Source organism: Parabacteroides sp. merdae-related_45_40, from assembly GCF_001915675.1.
Map to the genome: position 1 here is coordinate 1 of NZ_MNQY01000102.1, position 24,817 is coordinate 24,817.

Consider the following 24,817-nt stretch of genomic DNA (forward strand, 5'->3'; position numbering starts at 1 on the left):
GGTTGCTTTGTTCGATATACCGAAACCGACCAGGCGCGGATTCCGGAGTCCCATCCCGTTGATGCGGTGGAAATAAGCCTGCTTCTGCTCGTTGAAACTCTGCTGCGCTCCGGTAGTGGAGGCGCTCGATACCATATAGATGAAACCGCTTGTATGTTCATCGATCAGGCGGATGCGTTCTTCGGATGTTTCGGGTGTGATGAGCATAATCATTTTGAGGTCATATCGATCGACGATGGCCTTATAATCCGCCATATAATCGGCAAAAGGCAGATCCGGGATGATCATGCCGTCTACTCCTGTCTGCACACATTTCCGGCAGAACGCTTCGAAACCATATTGCATGATCGGGTTCAGATAGCCCATCAGGATAATCGGGATATGCACATCCTGACGGATATCTTCTAACTGTTCGAACAGAACATGCAATGACATCCCGTTTCGTAACGCGGCAGTAGAGGCTTCCTGGATCACGGGGCCGTCTGCCATCGGGTCGGAGAAGGGAATACCGATCTCTACCATGTCTATTCCTTTGTTTTCTAACTCTTTTAATATCTTCTTCGTGTCATCCAGGTTCGGATATCCGGCGGTAAAGAAGACGGAAAGGATTCCGTTCTTTTTTGTGTTGAATAAGTTTGTGATACGGTTCATCTTTTGATTTGTGATTTCAGATTTATGAATTATGATTTTGAATTGCTTTTAAAAACTCCTTTAGCTTTCCTATGTCTTTCAGCCCCGGTTCAATCTCGAATCCGCTGTTCAGGTCGATCCCGGCGAGGCGGGGATGCCGGAAAGAACGTATTGCCCCAGCACTTTCCGGACGGATGCCTCCGCTTAACAGGAAAGGAGTCTTTCCCCGGTAGGCTTCGAGCACGGACCAATCGAATTGTTTGCCGGAACCTCCATAACTATTGCATTTGGTATCGAAGAGGAAGTAATCGACACGCCCTTCATAATTGGTAGTTTGTTCAAGATCGCAAGCTGTTGCAATCTGAAATGCTTTGATCAGCGAGTAACCACGCTTTTGCAAGGCATGGCAATCTTCCGGTGTTTCATTTCCGTGCAGTTGCAGGTAATCGAGTCGGAAAAATGCCGCTGTTTCCACCAACTCTTCGAAGGAAGTGTTGACAAAAACACCGACCTTTTTTAATGGATAATTGATAATTGACAATTGACAATCGGAATACCGCTTGCCGCCATTGTCAATAGTTAATTGTCCATTGTTAGTTATTCTTCGTGGGCTTCTCGCGAAAAATATCAGTCCTATCCAGTCAACCCCTAAGGCTGCAACTTCCCGTATATTTTCGGGATCACGCATTCCGCATACTTTGATGATCATGATAATCTTCCTATGAATTGTGCGAGAGTGTCGCCTGGTACATCGGTTTTCATGAATGTCTCTCCGATCAGGAATCCATGAAAACCAGCTTCTCTGAGGTTCGATACGGTGGTTGTGGTCGAAATACCGCTTTCTGATACTAACAAAGGAGAAAGATTTCTTTCACGAGCGACCGTTTGCATCGCTTTTGCCAGACGGAAGGAGTTTTCCACATCAGTATGAAATGTTCCGAGGTTGCGGTTATTCACTCCCAACATATCGACAAATGGATTGAGGTGGTCAAGTTCTTCTTTGGAATGGATTTCCAACAGTACTTCCATGTTGAGGGTATGAGCTAACTCCGCAAACATAAGACATTGTTCTGGGGTAAGGCAGGCGGCAATCAACAGGACGGCATCGGCACCCATTACGCGTGCTTGATAGAGTTGATATTCGTCAATGATGAAGTCTTTTCTCAATAAGGGCAGGCCCACCAGGCTGCGTGCTTTGCAAAGGTCACCTAAGGACCCCCCGAAAAAGTTCGAATCGGTCAGGACAGAACAGGCGGAAGCGCCTTCCTTCTCATAGGCGGGCAAGACATCAGCTATAGCTGCATCGGGATGTAACCAGCCTTTCGAAGGACTTTTTCTCTTAAACTCAGCAATGATGCCCGATGAAGATGCTGCGAGAGCCGCCCGCATGGAACGGGCAGGATGTTCGAGTCGTTCACCGCCCATCCCCAGTAAGGTCTGCAACCGGACAGCTTGTTTTTGTCGCTCCACTTCGATACGCTTATTCGCTATAATATCTTGTAATATATCTTTCATATTCGTTGTTTCATTGTAATTTGTCATTCAAACTGATAAACGTATTGAATGTTTGCAATGCTTTACCACTTTCCAATGCTTCTTGAGCTTCCTCCAGGCATTCTGAGATTCTCTTTTCCGGGCAGATGACTTGGATGGCGAAAGCGGAGTTGGCGATTACGCAATTCTTTTGTGCCGGAGTCGCCCGGTTATTCAGGACATCGTCAAAGATGCGGGCTGCTTCGGCGACTGTCTCACCGCCATCCAGTTCCGCTTCCGTTGTGCGGGAGAAACCTAACATTTCCGGTGTGTAGAGCTTCTCTTTTTCCGGCATTGCTACCTTAAATTCTGCTGTCAGCGAGATTTCGTCATACCCGTCGAGGCTATGTACAACGGCAAAACGCGTTCCGCTCTCCTGATAGGTATAGCTGTAAAGCCTGAGCAATGGCAGGTTGTACACACCTAACAACTGGTAGGTCGGCATTACCGGATTGACCAGCGGGCCGAGCATGTTGAAGAAGCTGCGCACTCCTAAACTCTTCCGTATCGGAGCCACAGCCTTCAGTGCCGGATTGAACAACGGCGCATGCAGATAGGCGATATGGCAGGATTCCATCGAACGGCGCAACCGGTCGATATCGGCAGTAAACTTCACACCGTGCTGCTCCATTACGTTGCTCGCGCCACTGACCGAGGTCGCCCCATAGTTCCCATGTTTCACGACGTTATATCCGGCACCGGCTACGACAAAGCAGGAAGCCGTGCTGATATTGAACGTATTCTTTCCGTCGCCTCCCGTCCCCACAATATCGATCGGCTTAAACTCCGACAAATCTACCGGGACGCGCATTTCGAGCAATGCCTCCCGAAAACCCGCCAATTCCTCTACGGAGATATTACGCATCAGATATACCGTTATCAAGCTGGCAATCTGTGAATCATTATACTTGCCTTCTGCAATATTCTGAAGAATCGTCCGCGCTTCGTCACGTCCCAAATACTGATGTTCGAATAACCTATATAATATATCTTTCATCCTTTATATCTTTCATCCTTGATTTTTAATTTTTAATTCTTAATTTTTAATTTATCCCCAGCCAGTTCCGTATGATTGCCTTTCCCTTGGGGGTCAGTACGGATTCCGGGTGAAACTGGATGCCTCCGGGTGAAACTGGATGCCGCGAACATCATATTCGCGATGGTGAAGCGCCATGATCTGTCCTTCTTCCACATCCTCTGCCGTGATCTCCAGGCAGTCGGGGAAATTCTCTTTCGATACGACCCACGAATGGTAGCGGCCGGCACGGAAACCGGGTTCCAAGCCCGTAAACAACACATCCGGCACCGTCACCCGTATATCCGAACAGACTCCGTGATGTACATCCGCCAGGTTGATAAGCGTTGCACCGAATGCTTGCCCGATGGCTTGCTCTCCGAGGCAGACGCCTAAGATGCTCTTGGTCGGCGCATAGCGGCGGATTAACGGCAGCAAGATGCCTGCCTCCTCCGGAATGCCCGGACCGGGTGACAAAAGGATCTTGTCAAAACGTTCCACTTCGTCTAATGAAATCTTGTCATTGCGATGTACTTCAACTTCCGCACCCAATTCCTTCAGTATATGCAACAAGTTGTAGGTGAAGGAATCATAATTATCGAACAGTAATACTTTCATAAAAACTTTCAACTTTTAATTTTCAACTTTCAATTTATAAGTGTTGTTGCCAGATCGATCGCTTTCTTCAAAGCGCCTAATTTGTTATTGACTTCCTGCAATTCCCGTTCATCATTGCTTTTGGCGACAATGCCGGCTCCTGCCTGATAGTACAGGACGTTTCCGCGGCTGACGAATGTACGGATCGTGATCGCCTGGTTCAAGTCGCCGTCAAAGCCGATGAACCCGATGCAACCGCCATAAGCGCCCCGATTATGCTTTTCTATATCCGTAATCAACTGCATGGCACGTACCTTCGGCGCTCCGCTCAATGTTCCGGCTGGGAATGTATCTATATAGGTCTTGATCGGATTGCTGTCTGCATCGATCTCACCGCTGACACGCGATACCAGATGAATGACATGACTGTAGTACTGCACTTCCTTGTTGAAATCGACCTGTACGTCATGCGCATTGCGCGAAAGGTCGTTACGGGCAAGGTCAACCAGCATGACATGCTCGGCATTCTCTTTCGGATCGGCAAGCAAAGCTTCGGTACGCTGTCTGTCCAATGCAACGTCTCCCGTGCGGAAAGCCGTGCCTGCAATCGGGTCGATGCTTGCATGTCCGTCGGCTACCTTGCAGTGCGTTTCCGGTGAAGAGCCGAAGATACGGAATCCTCCGAAGTCGAAGTAAAACAGATAGGGAGAGGGATTGATGCTCCGGAGAGCCCGATAAACCTTGAAGTCGTCTCCTTTGAACGGTTGTTCGAACCGGCGGCTCAGCACGATCTGGAAAACGTCTCCACGGAGGCAATGACGGATGCCTTCGCGCACCATTGCTTTATATTCTTCCCCGCTGACAGGCGATGTCTCAGGGCCGGTAGCCTGGAAGTTATAAGAAGCATAGTTCCGGTTTTCTATCAAGGTCTCTATCTCTTGCAAACCGGAGTTTTCGCCGGATTGCATCAGCTCGACGAGCGTCAGTTCATTTTTGAAGTGGTTGAAGACAAGTACATACTTATATAATATGTAGAGCATGTCGGGAGCATCGTTTTCTTCATGGTGCGCTTCCATCACCGGGATGTTCTCAAAGTAACGCACGGCATCGAAAGCCGTATATCCGAACAGTCCGCAGACTTTCCTGTCAGGTCCTTCGATCGAGAAACGCTTCAAAAACGCATTCATGGCCTCCGCCACATTGAATGTTCCGGTCAATGCCGTAACCTCGCTTTTTCCATCAGGAAAAACAGCGGTGCATTCCCCGTTATTGATTCCGATACTTGCCAGCGGACAAAGCGCGATGTAAGAAAGACTGTTTTCATTCCCATGAAAATCGGAACTTTCCAATAACGCCGATTTCGGATAAACGTCCCGTACCTTCAAGTAGATACTGACAGGTGTATGAAGGTCACCGAGAACCTTCCTGCTTATTGTTTTAAATGTATAGTCCATTATGATCGACAATTGATGATTATAAAACTGATTATAGGAAGAACTTCCTGACTCTCACTTTTCACTTCTCGTTTTTCAATTTATACTTAATATAAGTCTCCATATCCTTATCTCCCCGGCCCGATACCGTCAGGACAACGACATCTTCCGGTTTGAATTTTATCTTGGGTAATGCTCCTAATGCGTGTGCACTTTCAAGTGCCGGAATAATTCCCTCGATGCGCGTCAGGCAAAAAGCCGCATCTAACGCTTCGTCATCATTGATGGCAAGAATCGTAGCCCGGTGAGTTTCCGACAGGTTGGCGTGGATCGGTCCGATACCCGGATAGTCCAGTCCGGCAGAGATGGAATAAGGCTCTTCGATTTGCCCGTCCTCGTTTTGCATCACTAATGTGCGCGCTCCATGTATGATACCTTTCTTGCCTAATTGGATGGTTGCTGCGCTTTGTCCGGTCGTAATCCCCAAACCGCCCGCTTCGGCAAGAACGATTTTTACCCGTTCATCATCAATAAAATGATAGATCGTTCCGGCAGCGTTACTTCCGCCACCTACACAGGCGATCAGATAATCCGGATAGTCACGTCCTTCCTGCTCCGACAACTGCTTTTTAATCTCTTCGCTGATAACGGATTGCAAACGTGCCACCATATCCGGATAAGGATGGGGGCCGACTGTCGACCCGATGATGTAATATGTGTCGGAAGGATGGCAGCACCAGTCGCGGATCGCTTCATTGGTCGCATCTTTCAGTGTCATGTTGCCAGAAGTTACGGGGATGACCGTCGCGCCCAACATCTCCATTTTCTGCACGTTTGCATGTTGGCGTTCCACATCCGTCTTGCCCATATAAACGATACATTCCATATTCATCAACGCACAGACAGTAGCGGTTGCCACGCCGTGCTGTCCGGCTCCCGTCTCGGCTATGATACGGGTTTTTCCCATCCGGCGGGCCAACAAGATCTGTCCGATCGTGTTGTTGATCTTATGAGCGCCGGTATGGTTCAGGTCTTCACGCTTCAGATATATCTTGCAGCCATACATCTCACTCAGCCTTTTAGCCTGATAGAGAGGAGAAGGGCGGCCGACATAGTCCCGAAGTAACTGGTTGAATTCTTTCTTGAAACTGTCGCTTTCCAATACTTCCAGATACTTCTTCTGCAAGTTTTCCACACATTGGTGAAGTATTTCGGGCACATATGCTCCTCCAAACTCACCATAATACCCATTTTCGTCAACTTGATACGTTTTCATCGTTCTATCTGTTATTATTTATTTTTTGTCTTTTCGAATCTTGGTAATTGCCCTAAACGAAAAAAGGCCTGTCGCAAGTGCGACAGACCTTTTATTATATCACGATAGTATATACATGAGGACTGGTTCCTTACGACCTTATGAGTTGTAAAGAACACCACCTCCAATATGTATTTACTATAATTGTTCTCATGACTTTTGTTGTTATTACGGCAGCAAATATATGCATTCTCTGATAAACTGCAAATAATTCGGCTGTTTTTTTGTTATATAATCATAGAACTTTTGTATGGCAGTCTCAGCTGTCCCTCTCCCTGCTATTTCAAATTTCTTGTTTGAGGGGATAGGCTTCTTATGATTTATCAAAATGTCACTACTACCCCGTCAAAATAGGATTAGTAGGGCATGTTTTGGAAATTACACTGGCGGGTGATATTTTTTAACGTTTCTATCTATCTTGTTTTGTCCCTATGAAGATAACAAAATGATACTGGAGGAGAGGTCGCGTTTCCGTGTGGTTATGTAAATAAAGAAGGTGATACTTGATCGGGTATTAGGGGAAGCTCTGTTGGCTGACAAATAGAGGAAGTGAGATAATTAACATTATTTTAATAGAAGTGAGTAGTGAGTTTTTTACCTAATCCTGTCTTTATCTCTAAAATGTAGAAGAGAAAAGCATGGAACCTTCACACGATCATATAGAAAAGACACTGGACAAGCTTGTCGCCTCCACACGTTCACCTCGTGGGCGCTATTCCGCTTCCGAAAGTTGGAAATTGTTGGAGAGGCGGCTCGTTCCTTCCCGGACAAAGAGGCTGAGACTGTTCCGTCTGGCGGGAGTCGTTGCTGCATCCGTCCTGCTTTGCTTTGCAAGTTGGTTCATCTATGATTATTGGAAGCCGGTAGCGATGCAAACTGTTTCAGCCGGTGCAGCCATATCGGTAATTACTTTGCCGGACCAGACGAAGGTGACGCTGAACCGCTATTCCTCTTTGACTTACCCGGATCGTTTCAAGGAGGATAGGAGGGAAGTACAATTACAGGGAGAAGCTTATTTCGAAGTGGAGAAAGATGCCCGGCATCCCTTTGTTGTGAAAGCGGACCCAGTCGAGGTCGAAGTGCTCGGAACACATTTTAATGTTGAAGCCTATCCCGGAGATGCAGAGGTGAAGACAACTTTGTTGGAAGGTTCTGTCGCTGTCAATGCGCCGGCTGTTTCTAGCCGGATTACGCTTTCTCCGGGAGAAAGCGCGATTTATAATCGAGCAGATAAAACACTACAGGAAGAAAAAACAAAAGAAAATAATACGGCTACCGGTTGGCGCGACGGCCATTTTCATTTTGATTATCTGCCGTTGCAGGAGATTGCACGAGAGTTGTCGAATGCTTTTCATGTGAAAATCAAAATTACGGATGAAGATATAAAGGATTTTCGTATCAGGGCGCATTTTACTGAAGGCGAGAGTTTGGATCAGATGCTCGATCTGCTCCAGCCAGCCGGTAATTTCAGTTATTCAAAGACAAATGATACGATCTTGATTCATTCTAAACTTAACTAAGTCATGAATTATTACCTATATTGTCTCCGCCGGTTCGCCCGGCTTATTCTTCTATTATGGATAGTTTTCAGAATTGCGCCGCTCGCTGCACAAGACCGGGCGGCGCGTCTGGACTTCCAGGTCCGGAAGGCAACACTGGACACTTTTGTCCGCCAGTTAGAGGACTCCACCGGCTTCTCGTTTATCTATGGTGAAAAGGTACAGCTCCGGCAGCCTGTTACCCTTGATGTCCGTCAGAAGACCATCGAGGAAATCCTGCAATATGCATTTGGTCAGGAAGCGATAACGTTTAAAATCTCCGGCACACACATCTTGTTAGGAGAGCGTCCTGTTTCCCGTAAATATACGGTCAGCGGATATATTACCGATTCCATATCGTCAGAAACGCTGATTGGTGCAAATATTTTGGAATCCAGCTGTCATGCCGGGACTTCGACGAACCCTTTCGGGTTTTACAGCTTGACCTTGCCGGAAGGAGAGACCGGACTTTTCTTTTCGTATTTAGGATATGAAACCAAGCATTACCGTTTTCTGTTAAATCGGGATACTGTAATGAACATCCGTTTGCAGACCAATAACCAGTTGTCGGAAATCATCGTTCTTTCCGACAAAAAAGAGACAGGCATTCGGGCAACGGGTATGGGTACGTTAGACATCCCGATGACGCAGATCAAGAATACTCCGGCCATTTTAGGAGAGGCTGATATTCTCAAAACAATCCAGTTGATGCCTGGCGTACAGGCTGGAACGGAAGGTTTCAGCGGGTTGTATGTACGGGGTGGCGGACCGGATCAGAACTTGATCCTTCTGGATGGTATCCCCATCTATAATGCCGACCATATGTTGGGCGTGTTTTCCATCTTCACTCCGGAAGCCATGAAAAAGGTCACGCTTTTCAAAGGTTCATTTCCAGCCCGTTATGGTGGCCGTCTGTCTTCTATCGTGGATATCCGGACAAACGACGGCGATATGCAGAATTATCATGGTACGGTCAGCATTGGCCTGTTGACCAGTAAGCTACACTTCGAAGGTCCGATCTTGAAAGATAAAACCTCCTTTTGCTTGACCGGCCGCCGCACTTATCTCGACCTGGTGGCAAGGCCGTTTCTGCCGGAGGACAAGAAATTCAATTACTATTTTTATGATATCAATGCAAAGGTGAACCACAAGTTTTCCGACCGCAGCCGCCTGTTCCTCAGTTTCTACAAAGGAAAAGACCATTATGACTACAAGCAGGACAAGGAATATGACGCCTATTCGAATGGGTCGCGTATGTATTTCTACAACAGCCGGATCGATTTCAACTGGGGAAACACGATTGCCGCCGGACGGTGGAATTATGTCTTCAACAGTAAATTATTCAGCAATACGACCGTAGCCTACAACCATTACCAGATGAGTATGGCGGACACTTACCGGAAAGATATCATCGAGGCGGATAAAAACGGTGATCCGATAACCGATAGAGGTGAATCGTATGTCTATAATTCCGATTACCGTTCCGGTATACACGATTGGAGTTTTCATACGGACTTCGATTATATGCCCGTCCCTGACCATCATGTCAAGTTCGGTGTTTCTTATCTGTATCATACCTTCCGACCGGAGGTGACGACCTCGCGTGTGAAAGAAGCTGTAGACGGGCAGACGGCACAGGATACCGTCTACAACGATTCCTCGAACAGCTATTTGCACGGGCACGAGTTTTCGTTTTATGCCGAAGACAATGCCGATATCAGCGACCGTCTGAGCCTGAATGTCGGCATTCATCTCTCCTTGTTTTCCACACAAGGGAAAGGCTATCTGTCGGCACAGCCTCGTCTTTCTGCGCGTTATCGCTTTCATGACGGTTTTGCGGCAAAGGCTTCTTTTACACAAATGGAACAGTATGTACACCTGCTGTCATCCTCGCCGATTTCGCTGCCGACCGATTTATGGGTTCCGGTTACTAAAAACATCCGTCCGATGCGCTCCTACCAGTATGCTGTCGGTGGCTATTATACCGGTGTGGAAGGGTGGGAGTTCTCTCTAGAAAGCTATTATAAAGATATGCATAATGTATTGGAATACCAGGATGGCGCTACCTTTTTCGGATCATCCGGTGGATGGCAGGAGAAGGTAGAGATGGGACGTGGCCGCTCTTTCGGCTTGGAGATTTTAGCCCAGAAGACGATCGGTAAAACGACAGGATGGTTGGGGTATACGATCGCCAAGAGTGATCGCCAGTTCAAGGATGGGACGGTCAACAACGGTGAACGTTTTCCTTATAAATACGACCGCCGCCACAACATCAACCTCTGTGTAAATCATACTTTCAGCAAAAAAACGGATATAGGGATCACTTGGATTTTTAATACGGGCGGAACGGCTACGGTTGCCGAACAGCGTACAGGGACGGCATCTGGTAACTTGATTGATTACATTTCCCGTCGAAACAATTATCGCCTTCCTATCAGCCACCGGTTGAATCTGAGCATCAATTTCCATAAGAAATTGCGCCACGGCATGCAGACTTGGAATATTTCGGTCTATAACGCCTATAATGCCATGACTCCGAATCTTATCTATAAAGAAGAAGAATATATCGGAGTAGAGCATATTAAGCCGGATGGTAGCCATGAGACGACCTGGAAGCGGAAAACGAGGCTGATAAAGCAAACGCTTCTGCCTTGTGTTCCATCGATTACCTATACATACCGGTTTTAATAAAGAGGAGTAGAATTATGAAAAAGAATTTATTTATATTATTCATACTGGTTTCCATGCTGTTCCCGGGTTGTGAGAATGAGCTTCCATATATGAACAAGCCGCAGGTCCCACAGCTTCTGATGAATGCTTTTCTTGAAGCTGGAAAGAAAGAAAACGGAGTGTCTCTGCGTATGATCGATACCGATAAACAGCAAGCGGATTGTGTTTCCAATGGTTCCATTGTAGTATATGTCAACGGTCAAAAGACCGAGACGGCAGAGGTGGAGAAGGTCTATGGTTCTTTCGATGATCCTAATTGTACGTTGAAAACATCTTTTCGTCCCGGTGACCGTATCCGCTTTGAAGCGACAGCCGAAGACGGGCAATACCAGGCTGGCTGCGAGGTGGAGATCCCTTTTCCGATCGAGGAAACTATCCGTGTAGATACGCTCCGTACGCAATTGAGGGGTGGTTCCAGCATGATGGATTGTATGCGATACAAAATAACGATACATGACCGTCCAAACGAGAAAAATTATTACCGTCTTATTATCGAAGAAAATACATACAGGATTTCTTCGGAAACAGGTATCAAATACGGTCCCTTTTCCTCTTATCCCGAAATTATCAACCAGGAGGATATTGTGTTGACCGATGGGCATCTTACGACTGCCGATGATGACAAATTCGGCATTTTGGATTGGACTATTCGTAATCTTAGCAATGTTTTCACGGATGGCCGTTTTGAAAATGGTTCGTATACCCTTAAGATCTACACCTCTGTTCCGCATATTAGCGAATCAAATGGAAAAGATCATTTTTACTTGGATGTTACAGTCCGCTTATTGAGCATATCACAACCTTATTATCGTTATTTGCGTGCGATGAACTGTCTGAATTCGGAAGATTATAACGAAACCTTTATGGAACCGGTCATCGTTCCTCAAAACGTATCGGGTGGCTTAGGTTTTGTCGGGGCCTCCTCTGAGCAGCAGGTTACCTTGCGTATGGTCGACCGGCCGCCGTTGTCGTATCCAAAGTGAACTGCCGGAAGGACTGTGCTGAGTGTAAGGCCGTATTCATTAAGCGGAAGATGGTCAGCGAATAATCATAAAGCTACAACGAGAAAAGATTTTCGTCTTATGAGGGGCTTTTTCTCATAAGGATGACAATCTTTTCTCGTCGTAATGATAATCTTTTCTCATACGGATGAGAATATATTCTCTCCCCGGTGAGGAAGTATTCTCATGGATTGGAAACTGCTGAGAAAAGCATACGATTTATTCGTTGTATTCTTTGTTCCGTTTGTGCAAGCTCTTCAGTTCGAAGGAAAGCATAACCCGGAAGATGCCGATGATCAGCAAAGTGTACGCGATCATATAGACAAGGGATAACGCTCCAAGACCTGGTTGCCAGATAATGCCGATACTGCAAAGGATTGCCAGTACGCCGAAAGCCATATACCAGCCCCAGTTGCGTGTCCCGTAGCGTTTCAGGTCCATAGCGTAGCCGGTTGAAGCGAAACCGCGGAACATCAGCCAGAAGGCCACGATGAAAGGCAGCACTGCCATGCTCAGGCCGATATTGGCCATCAGGTAGATACCTAAGATCAGGTCGATGATACCGCTTGCCAGATACCAGCCCCAACTGGAAATATTCTTTCTATTGGTGACGGCAAAAAGAATTTCCAACGTGCCGCTGACAAACATGGATACACTAAACAAAACACTCAGTGCGACATAGCTTGCCAGCGGTGTGAACATTAGGCAGATTGCGATGAGGATATAAAGCAGGCCCAACAGCAGGGAAACCCACCAGTTTTTTACTCCGAAGTTGATTGTGTCAATAAAAGTCTTCATAATAAATTCGTTTTTTAATTATTTTGAAATCTACTTTGTAACAAACCTTTGGAAAGAAAAGTTTCACCGAGCCGGTAAAGTGAATTATTTTTAATACATTTGCCATCCGTTATATTTATTAAGAATTTATGATTTTGGATGTATGATTTATCATTGATGCATGATTCCGGAATCATAAATCGTAAATCATAGAAGATTATGAAAGGTATTGTTTTAGCAGGAGGGTCCGGTACGCGTTTGTATCCGATAACCAAAGGGGTTTCAAAACAGTTATTGCCTATTTATGATAAACCGATGATCTATTATCCGGTGTCTGTGTTGATGCTGGCAGGAATACGTGAAATATTGGTGATTTCCACACCACAGGATCTTCCCGGTTTTCGTCGTCTGTTAGGGGATGGTTCCGATTATGGTGTCCGTTTCGAGTATGCCGAACAACCTTCACCGGACGGATTGGCACAAGCTTTTTTAATTGGGGAGGAGTTTATTGGAAATGATTCCGTTTGTCTGGTCTTGGGCGACAATATCTTTTACGGACAGAGTTTCACCGCAATGTTAAAAAGGGCCGTAGCTAATGTGGAAAACGAACAAAAAGCGACCGTCTTCGGTTACTACGTCAATGATCCGGAGCGCTATGGCGTGGCCGAATTCGATGAGGCAGGAAATGTGTTGAGCATTGAAGAAAAACCAGCATGCCCGAAATCGAATTATGCAGTTGTCGGTCTTTATTTCTATCCGAACAAAGTGGTGGAAGTTGCCAAGCAGATTAAACCTTCCGCCCGCGGAGAACTGGAGATTACGACTGTCAACCAGGAATTCCTGAAGGATGGGAATTTGAAAGTTCAGCTCTTAGGGCGCGGTTTTGCATGGCTTGACACCGGTACGCACGATTCTCTTTCTGAAGCCTCCACCTTCGTTGAGGTGATAGAGAAACGACAAGGGTTGAAAATAGCTTGCTTGGAAGAAGTTGCTTATCGGAATGGTTGGATCGATGCAGAACGGTTGAGGCAAGTTGCCGCTCCGATGTTGAAGAACCAGTATGGACAATATCTGCTGAATTTGATAAAAAGAGAGAATGAATAAGGATAGTAAAATATTTGTAGCAGGCCATCGGGGACTGGTCGGTTCTGCTATTCTGAAGAATCTGAAGGCAAAAGGTTACACGAACTTCGTCCTGCGTACGCATGCGGAATTGGATTTGACCGATCAGCAGGCCGTTCATGATTTCTTTGCCGCAGAGAAGCCGGAATATGTGTTCCTGGCAGCAGCCCATGTCGGAGGGATTGTGGCAAACAGCCGCTACCGGGCTGACTTTATTTACGAGAATCTTATGATTCAGAACAATGTGATTCATGCTTCTTATCTGAATAACGTAAAGAAACTTCTGTTTTTGGGAAGTACTTGTATTTATCCGGGAAATGCTTCGCAACCGATGCCGGAGGATTGCTTGCTCACTTCGCCACTCGAATATACGAATGAACCCTACGCGATAGCTAAGATAGCCGGGATCAAGATCTGTGAGAGTTATAACTTGCAATACGGAACTAACTATATCGCAGTAATGCCGACCAACCTGTATGGCCCGAATGATAATTTTAACCTGGAGACTTCGCATGTGCTGCCTGCCATGATTCGCAAAGTACATTTGGGTAAATGTCTTTCCGAAGGAGATTGGGAGGCTGTCCGGAAAGATCTGAATGCGCGTTCGGTTGAAAATATATCCGGCGGTACTTCTGAATCCGAAATATTGGATATTCTTGCCAAGTACGGTATTTATCCTGGTAAAGTGGAGTTGTGGGGAACAGGCAAACCGCTTCGTGAGTTTCTTTGGAGCGAGGAGATGGCAGATGCTTCCGTCTATGTGATGGAGAAGGTCGATTTTGCCGATCTCCGTCCTGCTACCGGCGATATCCGAAATACGCATATTAATATAGGTACTGGAAAAGAACTTTCTATTTGTGAAGTGGCTTCCCTAATCCGAGAAAAGGTAGGGTTTACAGGTGAGATCGTATTTGATTCGTCTAAACCGGACGGGACGATGCGCAAACTGACGGATGTCACGAAGTTGCATGCTTTGGGCTGGCATCATACGATTGAGATAGACGAAGGGGTTGAACGCCTTTATAGTTGGTACTTGGAGAATTAAGAATTGAAAATTAAAAAATTAAAAATAGGGAGGTTGTTGCGTCTTCCGTTTAACAACGATGAGTAAAGTTGCTTTAATAACAGGAATAACAGGCCAAGATGGGGCTTATCTGGCCGAATATCTGATCAAGAAAGGATATATAGTGCATGGTATTAAACGCCGGTCGTCCATGTTTAACACGGATCGTATCGACCATCTTTATCAGGACCCGCATGTGGAAAATCGTAACTTGATCCTACATTATGGTGACCTGACCGACAGTTTGAACCTGACTCGCATCATCGGTGAGATCCAGCCGGATGAAATTTATAATCTGGCGGCTATGAGTCATGTGAAAGTGAGTTTTGATACACCCGAATATACGGCTAATGCCGATGGTCTGGGAGTTTTGCGTATCTTAGAAGCAGTTCGTCTGCTGAATTTGATCCCCAAGACGCGCATTTATCAAGCTTCTACATCCGAACTTTATGGTTTGGTGCAGGAAGTTCCGCAGAAAGAAACGACTCCTTTTTATCCGAGAAGTCCGTATGCCGTAGCCAAACTTTACGGTTATTGGATAACGGTGAACTATCGTGAAGCTTATAAAATGCATGCGTCGAACGGTATTTTGTTCAACCATGAATCTCCTCTGAGGGGAGAAACCTTCGTGACTCGTAAGGTGACGCGGGCTGTCTCCCGTATTGCTTTAGGCATGCAGAAAAAAGTTTATATGGGGAATCTTTCTTCCAAACGTGATTGGGGACATGCAAAAGATTATGTCCGCGCAATGTATGCAATCCTCCAGCAGGACGAACCGTCCGATTATGTCATTGCGACGGGGATTACGACAACTATTCGTGATTTCTTGAGGATGGCGTTCGCCGAGATAGGCGTGGAAATTATTTTCAAAGGAGAGAATGTTAATGAGGTGGCTGTCTTAAACTATATTGACGAAAAAGTGTTTATTGAAAGAGTCGGTGAGGTTTATCTCGATAATTTCAGGAAACGGATTGGAGATGAAGTTGTAGGTGTTGATCCTCAGTATTTCCGTCCGACTGAAGTCGATTTATTGATCGGCGATGCGACGAAGGCGCGTACCCGTTTGGGATGGGAACCAAAGTACGATTTGGCCTCTTTGATAGAGGATATGATGTTGAATGATATAAAATTGATGAAGAAAGAATCGTATCTAAAAGAAGGTGGCTATGAAGTATTGAATTATTTTGAGTAGAATCGAACTTTTATTGTTTTTATTTGTTATAATTAGAAAAAGAGTTAATTTTGCAATATGTTTGAGCAAGATTATAGGTAATTGATTGTTTAATTAAAATGTTGATGAATATGAAGACTAAAGTATTACTTTTAGCTTTGTTATCAGGTTTTGTTTTCTCTGTGTCTGCACAGGAATTTAAACCGCAGGTTGGATTTAGTAACGAAGCGGGTTATAAGACAAACTTCAAAAAGAACAAAGCAGGCGACAACTGGTTTATCTCTATTGCTGGTGGCGCGAGTGTTTTATTTGGTGATCAGAACAGTGAAGCCGATTTTAAGAATCGTTTGAATTTTGCTCCTCAGTTCTCTGTCGGTAAATGGTTTAATCCGTATTTAGCCTTGCGTCTCCAGTTGAATGGTGGTGTGTTGCATGGTTTTGAAAACACAGGTGCTACATTTATGCAGCACAATAAATATGCAGCTGCTCATGCTGATTTGTTGTGGGATGTGACTAATTTCTGGGCTCCTTACAACGAAAAGAAAGTGTTTCGTTTGATTCCTTGGGTAGGTCTTGGTTACGCACAGCGTTTCAAAAACTCCGATGATAACAGAGGTATTGCAAGAACAGAATCTCCAACGGTGAATTTCGGTATCCTGACTGCGTTCCGTTTGAGCAAACGTGTAGATTTGAACGTAGAAGTTCAGGGTTCATTGTTGAACGAACAGTTTAACCGTGTTTCTATGTACCACCTGACTGACGGTATCGGACAGTTGAGCGCTGGTTTGACATTCAAACTGGGTAAAACTGATTTCGAAGTGTTGGAGCCGATGGATTATGCATTGTTGAACGACCTGAATGGTCAGATCAACGCTTTGCGTGCTGAAAACGACGAATTGAGTAAACGTCCGGTTTCTTGTCCTGAATGTGAAGAAGTTGTAACTAACGTTGTTAACAACTATGTAGATAATGTGGTATACTTCCGTATCAATAGCGCTAAGATCGACAAGAACCAGCAGGTTAGCATCTTCAATACTGCACAGTTTATGAAAGAAAACAATGTGCCTATCAAGGTTATCGGCTATGCTGATAAGAAAACAGGTACAGGTTCTTACAATATGCAGCTTTCCGAAAAACGTGCAAGAGCCGTTGCCAAGGAACTTATTGATAAATACGGTATCTCTTCTAGCCAGATCACAATCGAATGGAAGGGTTCTGACGTTCAACCGTACAATGAAAACAATTGGAACCGCGTTGTTATCATGTCTGCAAATAATTAATTTTTAATTATATCCCGAAAGGCTGTACATAATCGTGTGCAGCCTTTTTTTTGCTCGGAAATAATGCTTATTTTTGCATGATTTTAGCGCGTTGTTATGGAGTCAAATAAAAAATATGGTTATCTTATTCAATGGCTGATAGGCATCGGAGATCTGATCGTTCTGAATATTCTCTTTTTTATTGTCTATTATGGATTGAATAGTATTCATACGTTAGCTATTACTGGAAGCTTGCGAGAAGTGGTGCTTTTGTTGAATTTTTGTTATTTCTTTTCCCTTTATTTTGTTCCTTTGCGGTTGCATCTGTCCATTGTCTTTATCGATAAAATTGTGCAAAGAGCATTCTTTTTGGTTACGATTATGTTCTTTTTATTTGCCACTTGTCTGATTTTTTTGAATGTTGGAGATGTGTTGGCAACTTTCTTATTGATTTATTACGCTGTTACGCTTGTAGTATTTTCTTTGTGGCGTGTTATTGTGCGTGTAACATTGAAAATGTATCGTCGGAAAGGGTATAATTTTAAAAAGATCGTAATTGTTGGAGCAGGAAAAAATGGGATGGAATTATATAAGGTAATGAAGGATGATTTGTCGTATGGTTTCAATATCTTGGGATTCTTTGATGATAATCAGTCCTTGAAATCGGTTTTGCCGAATTATTTGGGAATGACGAATGAGGTAGAGAATTTTGTGCTGGCAAATGATGTGGATGAAATCTACTGTACTTTACCGGGTACGAATGATGAGAAGATTGTGCGTTTGTTGAATTTTGCGGAGAAGCACATGATCCGTTTTTATATTGTGCCGGAATTTTATCGAAATTTGAAGAAGAGTCTTGTGATGGATGTTTTGGAGTCCATCCCTTTGATGACCGTTCGCCGCGAGCCTTTACAGGCAGCTTACAATCGAGCATTGAAACGTGCGTTTGATATTCTTTTTTCAACTGTAATTCTGGTAACTATATTCCCGATATTATATATTGTGGTTGGTATCATGATCAAGCTGAGTTCTCCGGGACCGATCTTATTTAAGCAAAAGAGAACGGGACTGTACGGACAGGATTTCAGGTGTTATAAGTTTCGCACGATGAAGGTTAACGCGCAGGCTGATTCCTTGCAGGCTGTGAAGGACGACCCGCGTAAAACAAAGGTCGGAGATTTTCTTCGGCGGACTAATTTGGATGAATTTCCCCAGTTTATTAATGTGTTGAGGGGGGAAATGTCAGTTGTAGGACCGCGTCCCCATATGCTGAAACATACAGAGCAATACTCTGCGTTGATTGACAAGTATATGGTTCGCCACTTGGTTAAACCGGGGGTGACAGGTTGGGCACAGGTAACAGGCTACAGAGGAGAAACGAAAACGTTGGAACAAATGGAAGGACGTGTGAAGCGAGATGTCTGGTATATCGAGAATTGGTCTTTCTTCTTGGATCTTAAGATTATAGTTGTAACGGTTATCAATATGTTCAAGGGAGAAAAGAATGCATACTAAGTATTAAATTGCACACTTTTTGTATATATGTGTAATTGGAAACTGAATTTATGTTATCTTTGTGCCCGATGGGAAGGATTATAGCAATTGATTATGGCCGGAAACGTACCGGTCTGGCGGTCACAGATACCTTGCAGATGATTGCAAACGGACTGACAACTGTGCCGAGCGGTGAACTTACAAGGTTTCTGGCTGATTATGTTTCGTGCGAACCCGTTGAACGGTTTGTAGTCGGGCTTCCAAAGCAGATGAACAACGAACTTTCTGAAAATATGAGATACGTGGAAGCCTTTGTAACACATCTGAAGCGGACCATTCCGGATATTCCGGTAGAGTATTACGATGAACGATTTACTTCCGTTTTGGCACATAAGGCAATGCTGGACGGAGGATTAAAGAAAAAGAAAAGGCAAGATAAAGGATTGGTAGACGAGATCAGTGCGGTTATTATCTTGCAGTCATATTTGGAAAATAAGAAATATCAGTTATAAAAGTTATGATTTTACCAGTATATTTATATGGACAGCCCGTGCTGAGAAAAGAGGCTGAAGAGGTTCCGATGGACTATCCGGATCTGAAACAATTGGTAGCCAATATGTTCGAAACGATGTACAATGCCGATGGTGTGGGGCTGGCCGCTCCGCAGGTCGGTTTGTCATTGCGTCTTTTGGTAATTGACGCTGACGTGATGGGAGATGATTTTCCTGAATGCAAAGGCTTCAAGCGTGCGATGATCAATCCTGTTTTCCTTGAAAAAAGTGAAGAAGAGGTTTCGATGGAGGAAGGTTGTCTGAGCCTGCCGGGGGTGCATGAGAAAGTAGCCCGTTCAGCAAAAGTACGTGTGAAATATCTGGATGAAGACTTGAAGGAACATGAAGAAACGGTAGAGGGGTTTGCTGCACGTGTTGTGCAGCATGAGTGTGAACACTTGGAAGGCCATGTATTCATAGATAATATTTCAGGAATCCGCCGTCAGTTGAATAAAAGCAAACTAAATAGTATTATTAAAGGTACAGCCCGTTGCTCCTATAAAGCAAAAGCGGTTGGTAAGTAATAAGAACTCTATTAACTAATCAGTATGACAGATTTAAGTAAAAACATTCAGGCCCTCAGGGAAAAGAAAGCCGTCGTTGAGATGGGTGGAGGTGAAGCTGCTATCGAAAAGCAGATCGCGATGGGTAAACTGACTGCCCGTGATCGTATTCTATCCTTGTTGGACAAGAATTCTTTCCATGAATATGACCTGTTCGTGAAGCACGATGGTCGTGATTTCGGCATGGATAAGAAAGATTTACCAGGTGATGGTGTTGTTACAGGTACAGGTACGATCTTCGGTGCTCCGGTTTGTATCTATGCACAAGACTTTACGGTTGCCGGTGGTTCACTGGGCTTGCAGCATGCACGTAAGATCACGAAGATCATGGATCATGCTCTGAAAATGAAATGTCCGATTATTGGTATCAACGACTCAGGTGGTGCACGTATCCAAGAAGGTGTAGGTGCATTGGCGGGTTATGGTGAAATATTCTATCGCAATACAATTGCTTCCGGTGTTATTCCTCAGATCTCGTTGATCCTGGGACCTTGTGCCGGTGGAGCCGTATATTCTCCGGCTTTAACGGACTTCGTATTTGTAGTAGAGAATATCTCCAAGATGTTTATTACAGGTCCGAATGTGATCAAGACCGTGTTGGGCGAAGATATTTCTATGGAAGATCTGGGTGGTGCACGTGTCCATGCGGAAACAACTGGTAATGCTCATTTCTACGCACAGAGCGAGCAGGAGTGTTTCGAGCAAGTTAAACGTCTGGTTAGTTTTATCCCCTGGAATAACCAGGAACGTGCTAAAGTGGTAGAGTCGAAGGAACCCGCTGCGGTAATGAACATCGAAGATGTGGTTCCGGCAGATCCGAAACAGCCGTACGATGTTCGTAACGTTATCAAATGTATCGTGGATGATTCCGACTTCTTGGAAGTACAGGAGTTGTGGGCAGCCAACATTGTGATCGGTTTTGGCCGCATGGGTGGTGAAACTGTCGGTTTCGTTGCTAATCAGCCGATGGTGTTGGCAGGTGTATTGGATTGCGACAGTGCCGATAAAGCTGCACGTTTTATCCGTTTCTGCGATTCTTTCAATATTCCTATTATCACGTTGGAAGATATGCCGGGCTATTTGCCGGGCGTCGACCAGGAACATGCCGGTGTGATCCGCCATGGTGCGAAGGTATTGTATGCTTATTCCGAAGCGACGGTTCCCAAGATTACGGTTATCCTGCGTAAGGCTTATGGTGGCGGTTATATCGCCATGAACTCTCGTCACTTAGGGGCGGACTTTATGTTTGCATGGCCGAGTGCAGAAATTGCGGTGATGGGACCGGAAGGTGCGGCCAACATTATTTTCCGCAAGGAGATCATGGAAGCCGAAGACCAGAATGCAATGCGCCAGGAAAAGGTGAAGGAATATATCGAGAAGTTTGCAAATCCTTATGTGGCTGCGTCCAAAGGGTTCATCGATTCTGTTATCGAGCCGAAAGAAACACGTTCATTGTTGCTTCACGCGCTTAAACTTTCTGTATTGAAAGAAGAATACAGACCGGCTAAGAAGCACGGATTGCCTCCGTTCTAATTAACGCCGTAAAAACTTTTGAATATGGAAAAGAAAGAGAAAGATAACGAATATGTGGATTTTGTAGTAACGGCCCGCAAATACAAGACGACGCTGACTGCAAAATATAAGAACCGTAAAATGTGGCATAAGCCCTTTGTCGGTGATGTGATTTCTCATCTTCCTGGAACGATCGTTAAAGTGGAAGTACAGCAAGGGCAGGAAGTCGAAGCCGGCCAGTTGCTTTTGATCCACCAGGCGATGAAGATGTACAACCGGGTGGTCGCTCCCGTTGCCGGAACGATTGTCGAGCTGGGTGTAACGGAAGGAGATAAGATCCCAAAAGACCATTTGATGGTTAAGATTCAGCCGAAGTAAATAGCTGAAATAAGTAAATATAGAAAGCTTTCACACTGTTTTACAGTCTGTGAAAGCTTTTTTTATAGATTGGTTTTAATGGCTAAGATTATTTACTTACTTTTGCGACCGATCAATGTTGAATATTTTTATAATAGATGAAGAAAGCGATTCTTTTATTTATATTCCAGCTGTGTTCGTTAGCCATGTTTGCACAAATCAATACGGATCGTGTGTTGACTATCGGGCGCAACGCCTTGTATTTTGAGGACTATGTTCTTTCGATACAATATTTCAATCAGGTTATCAAATCAAAACCTTGGTTGGCCGAACCATATTTCTACCGTGCTGTGGCAAAAATCAATTTGGATGATTATAAAGGAGCTGAAGAAGACTGTACGCTTTGTCTTGAACGGAACCCTTTCCTGGTACAGGCATATTACGCACGTGGTATTGCCCGTCAGAGTCAGGAGAAATTTGACGAAGCAATAGAAGACTACAGGAAAGGTTTGGAGTTTAAGGCGGAAGACCGCCAGATGTTGGTGAATATGGCAGTAGCCAATATTCAGAAAAAAGATTTTAAGGAGGCCGAAAAGGTGTTTGATGAACTGATGACGGCCCATCCCAAATATTCTATGAACTATCTGACGCGTGGTGCGATGTACACCGAGAAAGGCGATACGGTCAAAGCACTTGCCGACTATGATAAGGCGATCAGTATGGACCCCTACTATGCTCCCGCTTATGGCAACCGGGCGATCCTGCATTACCAGATGAACAATATGAAAGACGCGCTTGCCGATCTGAACGAGGCCATTCGTCTGAATACCCGTGAGAGCGGTTATTACATCAATAGAGGTCTGGTCCGGTATCAGTTAAAGGATTTGCGTGGTGCTATGGCTGATTATGATCAGGTGGTCAGCATGGACAGCCACAACCTGATTGCCCGCTTCAACCGAGGATTGCTTCGGGCACAGATCGGGGATAACAACCGGGCTATCGAAGATTTCGATGTTGTGATCGAGATTGAACCGGACAACTATATGGCTTATTATAACCGGGCGTTGTTGCGTTACGAGACGGGAGATTATCAAGGTTCCGTACATGACTTCGATGTCGTGTTGCGGCAGTATCCGAATTTTGTGGCCGGTTATTACAGCCGTGCGGAAGTGAAGCGGAAAATGCATGATGAGGTCGGTGCCGACCGTGACTACTGGACTGCCTATAATATGGAGCAAAAAAAGAAGAACGGGAATGCTTCGGGAAATGCGGTCGCTTCCCAAAATGGCAACAATACCGGTACGCAATTGGCCGATCCGGCATCAAAGGATGAAAATACGCGTGAACAGTCGGATAAGAATATCGATAAGTTCAACCGTCTTGTCGTGTATGATGAAGAAGAGGTACGTAAGACGAAGTATAACAGCGAAATTCGTGGACGCGTGCAGGACCGTAATGTGCGTGTGGATCTGGAACCGATGTTTGTCCTGACTTATTACGAAAAAGTCGATCCGATAAAGAAGTTGGTTTATTATGATAAGATGGTAGAAGCTTACAATTCCCGTCTGGTACTGGAACGTAAGCTGCGTATCACAAACGAAGAAGCCGCCCTTACGGAAGACCAGGTTGCCGTACATTTTGCATCTATCGATAATTTTTCGGCCCGTATAGTGAAGAATCCGAACGATGTGGATGCCTATTTTGGACGGGCTTTGGATTTTATGCTTGTACAGGACTTTACCGAAGCGATTAAGGATTATACAAAGGTGATCGAATTGGATCCGGATTTTGCTATGGCTTATTTTAACCGGGCTGTCGTCCGGTATAAACAGCTTGACTATAATATGTCGCAGGCTGCCAGCTCGCAAGACGATTTTTCTGCTATGAGCATGAACCTTAAGATGGGTAAGAATCCGACGGTTGTTCGTACTCCGGCAACATCTGATCCGGCTTCCGCATCCTTGAAAGACAATAAGCGAGCTTACGAGCATGAAATGATTACGAGGGATTATGACATGGTGATCAAATTGAATCCGGGCTTCGTATATGCTTATTTCAATCGTGGAAACCTGCGTTGTGTGCAACGCGATTTTCGTGCTGCCATCCAGGATTACAGCGAGGCGATCCAGCGTGATCCGGAATTTGCCGAGGCTTATTTCAACCGTGGATTAGCACGCCTTTCGCAAGGAGATGCCAACCGGGGAATCGCCGATTTGAGCAAGGCCGGAGAGTTGGGTATCATCAATGCTTATAGTATTATCAAGCGTATGACAAGCAATTGATCCCCCCCCCCTTATTGTAAAAAACATCTTGAAAATGACTTGAACCTCATCCGCCAAATGTTCTTCGAACAGTTGTTTACGGATCGAAAATAATGCCTTTGGGAGGCCATTCCCGTGAGGTGCGTGGTTTTTCCTCCCAACGACCGTCTTCATCGCCACGAAGTCCGACTTCGTATAGAGTGAATCCGACAGCCCGGAGCGATGAAGACGGTCGTCAGGGCAATGAAGACGGTCGTCGTGGAAATAAGGTTCGATTCCCTTGAAAAGACCCTTCGAATCCGGGCAATATTCCTTTACCTTCCCTTTGTTTTCCCAAATATTCAACTCACCGGCAGTTCCGGTTTTTCGAAGTGTAAGGAATATGGAAGATAAGATTACCAAATGTCATGCAATTTCTACCTCTCCGGCGGACTGTTCGCTGGTATGTTAGGAAAAGCACTGTTTAGGTGGAAGAAAGGTCGGCTGAAATTGTGTTTGTTTTCTCTCGAAATAGGAAAAACAGGGGTTATTGTAAAAATCTTGATAAATAAAACCGCTTGTTGTCACTAATATGTATTATTGTCAACAAAAAACAGAGGAATAAGAGAGGATATTCGTAATATTGCATTTAGAACAAACGCTATAATAATGAATAGAAACATATACGTTATATTTTTGTCGTTAGCCTTCTGTCTGATTGCTTGCCGGCAGTATCCTCATATCCAACCCCTTTTGCAGGAGGCGGAAACCTTAATGGTGAGCCGGCCGGACAGTTCTTTAATCCTTTTAGAGTCCATCCCGTCCCCAGAAAAACTCTCAGAGGAAGACTATGCCACCTGGTGTCTGCTGATGACGCAGGCGCGGGATAAAAATTATGTGGAACATACGTCGGATT

Annotated in this window: 21 protein-coding genes and 1 pseudogene; 14 read left to right on the top strand and 8 right to left on the bottom strand. The window is 45.0% G+C overall.

What is annotated here, in order from left to right:
• The 7 genes and pseudogenes from trpA to trpB form a co-directional block, all read right to left on the bottom strand.
• The coding region (trpA, locus tag BHV83_RS11845) for a tryptophan synthase subunit alpha (protein ID WP_286757552.1) at positions 1-651 on the bottom strand (651 nt) is incomplete at its 3' end.
• 22 nt (positions 652-673) lie between these two features.
• Positions 674-1,339 (bottom strand): phosphoribosylanthranilate isomerase, encoded by a 666-nt coding sequence (locus BHV83_RS11850; protein WP_005635404.1) that lies wholly within the window; start codon positions 1,337-1,339, stop codon positions 674-676.
• Complete coding sequence (gene trpC, locus BHV83_RS11855; RefSeq protein ID WP_286757556.1) at positions 1,336-2,145, bottom strand: indole-3-glycerol phosphate synthase TrpC; 810 nt, start codon at positions 2,143-2,145, stop codon at positions 1,336-1,338. The genes BHV83_RS11850 and trpC overlap by 4 nt, the downstream gene beginning before the upstream one ends.
• A gap of 10 nt (positions 2,146-2,155) precedes the next feature.
• Positions 2,156-3,160, bottom strand: a complete 1,005-nt coding sequence (gene trpD, locus BHV83_RS11860; RefSeq protein WP_005635401.1) for an anthranilate phosphoribosyltransferase — start codon at positions 3,158-3,160, stop codon at positions 2,156-2,158.
• 46 nt (positions 3,161-3,206) lie between these two features.
• Positions 3,207-3,796 (bottom strand): annotated as a pseudogene (locus BHV83_RS11865) (anthranilate synthase component II).
• A 29-nt stretch (positions 3,797-3,825) separates the two neighbouring features.
• On the bottom strand, positions 3,826-5,229 hold the full coding sequence (locus BHV83_RS11870; RefSeq protein WP_122204654.1) for an anthranilate synthase component I family protein: 1,404 nt from the start codon (positions 5,227-5,229) through the stop codon (positions 3,826-3,828).
• 61 nt (positions 5,230-5,290) lie between these two features.
• Complete coding sequence (gene trpB, locus BHV83_RS11875; RefSeq protein ID WP_122206199.1) at positions 5,291-6,484, bottom strand: tryptophan synthase subunit beta; 1,194 nt, start codon at positions 6,482-6,484, stop codon at positions 5,291-5,293.
• A gap of 677 nt (positions 6,485-7,161) precedes the next feature.
• Between trpB and BHV83_RS11880 the strand changes: the two genes are divergently transcribed.
• Genes BHV83_RS11880 through BHV83_RS11890 form a run of 3 tightly spaced genes read left to right on the top strand, consistent with a single transcriptional unit; the run spans position 7,162 to position 11,774 of the window.
• A complete protein-coding gene (locus BHV83_RS11880; RefSeq protein ID WP_122206201.1) occupies positions 7,162-8,043 on the top strand; it encodes a FecR family protein in 882 nt (293 codons plus the stop codon).
• A gap of 3 nt (positions 8,044-8,046) precedes the next feature.
• The gene (locus tag BHV83_RS11885; RefSeq protein ID WP_122206202.1) at positions 8,047-10,749 is read left to right on the top strand and encodes a TonB-dependent receptor; all 2,703 of its coding nucleotides are present in this window, start codon (positions 8,047-8,049) and stop codon (positions 10,747-10,749) included.
• Positions 10,750-10,766: 17 nt separating this feature from the next.
• Entirely contained in the window at positions 10,767-11,774 is a 1,008-nt protein-coding gene (locus tag BHV83_RS11890; RefSeq protein ID WP_022321230.1) for a DUF4249 domain-containing protein, read from the top strand.
• Positions 11,775-12,011: 237 nt separating this feature from the next.
• Here the strand turns inward: BHV83_RS11890 and BHV83_RS11895 are convergent, their stop codons facing one another.
• Positions 12,012-12,590 carry an HdeD family acid-resistance protein gene (locus BHV83_RS11895; RefSeq protein ID WP_005635389.1) on the bottom strand — a complete coding sequence of 193 codons (579 nt, stop codon included), beginning with the start codon at positions 12,588-12,590 and terminating at the stop codon, positions 12,012-12,014.
• A gap of 198 nt (positions 12,591-12,788) precedes the next feature.
• On the opposite strand from BHV83_RS11895, the gene rfbA reads away from it, so the two are divergent.
• From rfbA to BHV83_RS11950, 11 genes are all read left to right on the top strand, one after another.
• A complete protein-coding gene (gene rfbA / locus BHV83_RS11900) occupies positions 12,789-13,673 on the top strand; it encodes a glucose-1-phosphate thymidylyltransferase RfbA (protein ID WP_005635387.1) in 885 nt (294 codons plus the stop codon).
• Entirely contained in the window at positions 13,666-14,736 is a 1,071-nt protein-coding gene (locus BHV83_RS11905) for a GDP-L-fucose synthase family protein (protein WP_286757554.1), read from the top strand. Before rfbA ends, BHV83_RS11905 begins: the two co-directional genes overlap by 8 nt.
• 58 nt (positions 14,737-14,794) lie before the next feature.
• Positions 14,795-15,946, top strand: coding sequence for a GDP-mannose 4,6-dehydratase (gene gmd / locus BHV83_RS11910; protein WP_022321229.1), 1,152 nt, complete (start codon positions 14,795-14,797; stop codon positions 15,944-15,946).
• A gap of 110 nt (positions 15,947-16,056) precedes the next feature.
• A complete protein-coding gene (locus BHV83_RS11915) occupies positions 16,057-17,205 on the top strand; it encodes an OmpA family protein (RefSeq protein ID WP_005648654.1) in 1,149 nt (382 codons plus the stop codon).
• Positions 17,206-17,301: 96 nt separating this feature from the next.
• Positions 17,302-18,699 carry an undecaprenyl-phosphate glucose phosphotransferase gene (locus BHV83_RS11920; protein ID WP_022321228.1) on the top strand — a complete coding sequence of 466 codons (1,398 nt, stop codon included), beginning with the start codon at positions 17,302-17,304 and terminating at the stop codon, positions 18,697-18,699.
• A 68-nt stretch (positions 18,700-18,767) separates the two neighbouring features.
• The gene (gene ruvX / locus BHV83_RS11925; protein ID WP_182387892.1) at positions 18,768-19,190 is read left to right on the top strand and encodes a Holliday junction resolvase RuvX; all 423 of its coding nucleotides are present in this window, start codon (positions 18,768-18,770) and stop codon (positions 19,188-19,190) included.
• Between the two features lie 5 nt (positions 19,191-19,195).
• Positions 19,196-19,753 (top strand): peptide deformylase, encoded by a 558-nt coding sequence (def, locus tag BHV83_RS11930; protein WP_005635379.1) that lies wholly within the window; start codon positions 19,196-19,198, stop codon positions 19,751-19,753.
• Positions 19,754-19,777: 24 nt separating this feature from the next.
• Positions 19,778-21,325 (top strand): acyl-CoA carboxylase subunit beta, encoded by a 1,548-nt coding sequence (locus BHV83_RS11935; protein WP_005635378.1) that lies wholly within the window; start codon positions 19,778-19,780, stop codon positions 21,323-21,325.
• 24 nt (positions 21,326-21,349) lie between these two features.
• Positions 21,350-21,682 carry an acyl-CoA carboxylase biotin carboxyl carrier protein subunit gene (locus BHV83_RS11940; protein WP_005635376.1) on the top strand — a complete coding sequence of 111 codons (333 nt, stop codon included), beginning with the start codon at positions 21,350-21,352 and terminating at the stop codon, positions 21,680-21,682.
• Between the two features lie 137 nt (positions 21,683-21,819).
• A complete protein-coding gene (locus BHV83_RS11945; RefSeq protein ID WP_122206205.1) occupies positions 21,820-23,943 on the top strand; it encodes a tetratricopeptide repeat protein in 2,124 nt (707 codons plus the stop codon).
• Positions 23,944-24,570: 627 nt separating this feature from the next.
• Positions 24,571-24,817, top strand: a 247-nt coding sequence (locus tag BHV83_RS11950) for a hypothetical protein (RefSeq protein WP_286757555.1), incomplete at its 3' end; no start/stop codon positions are given.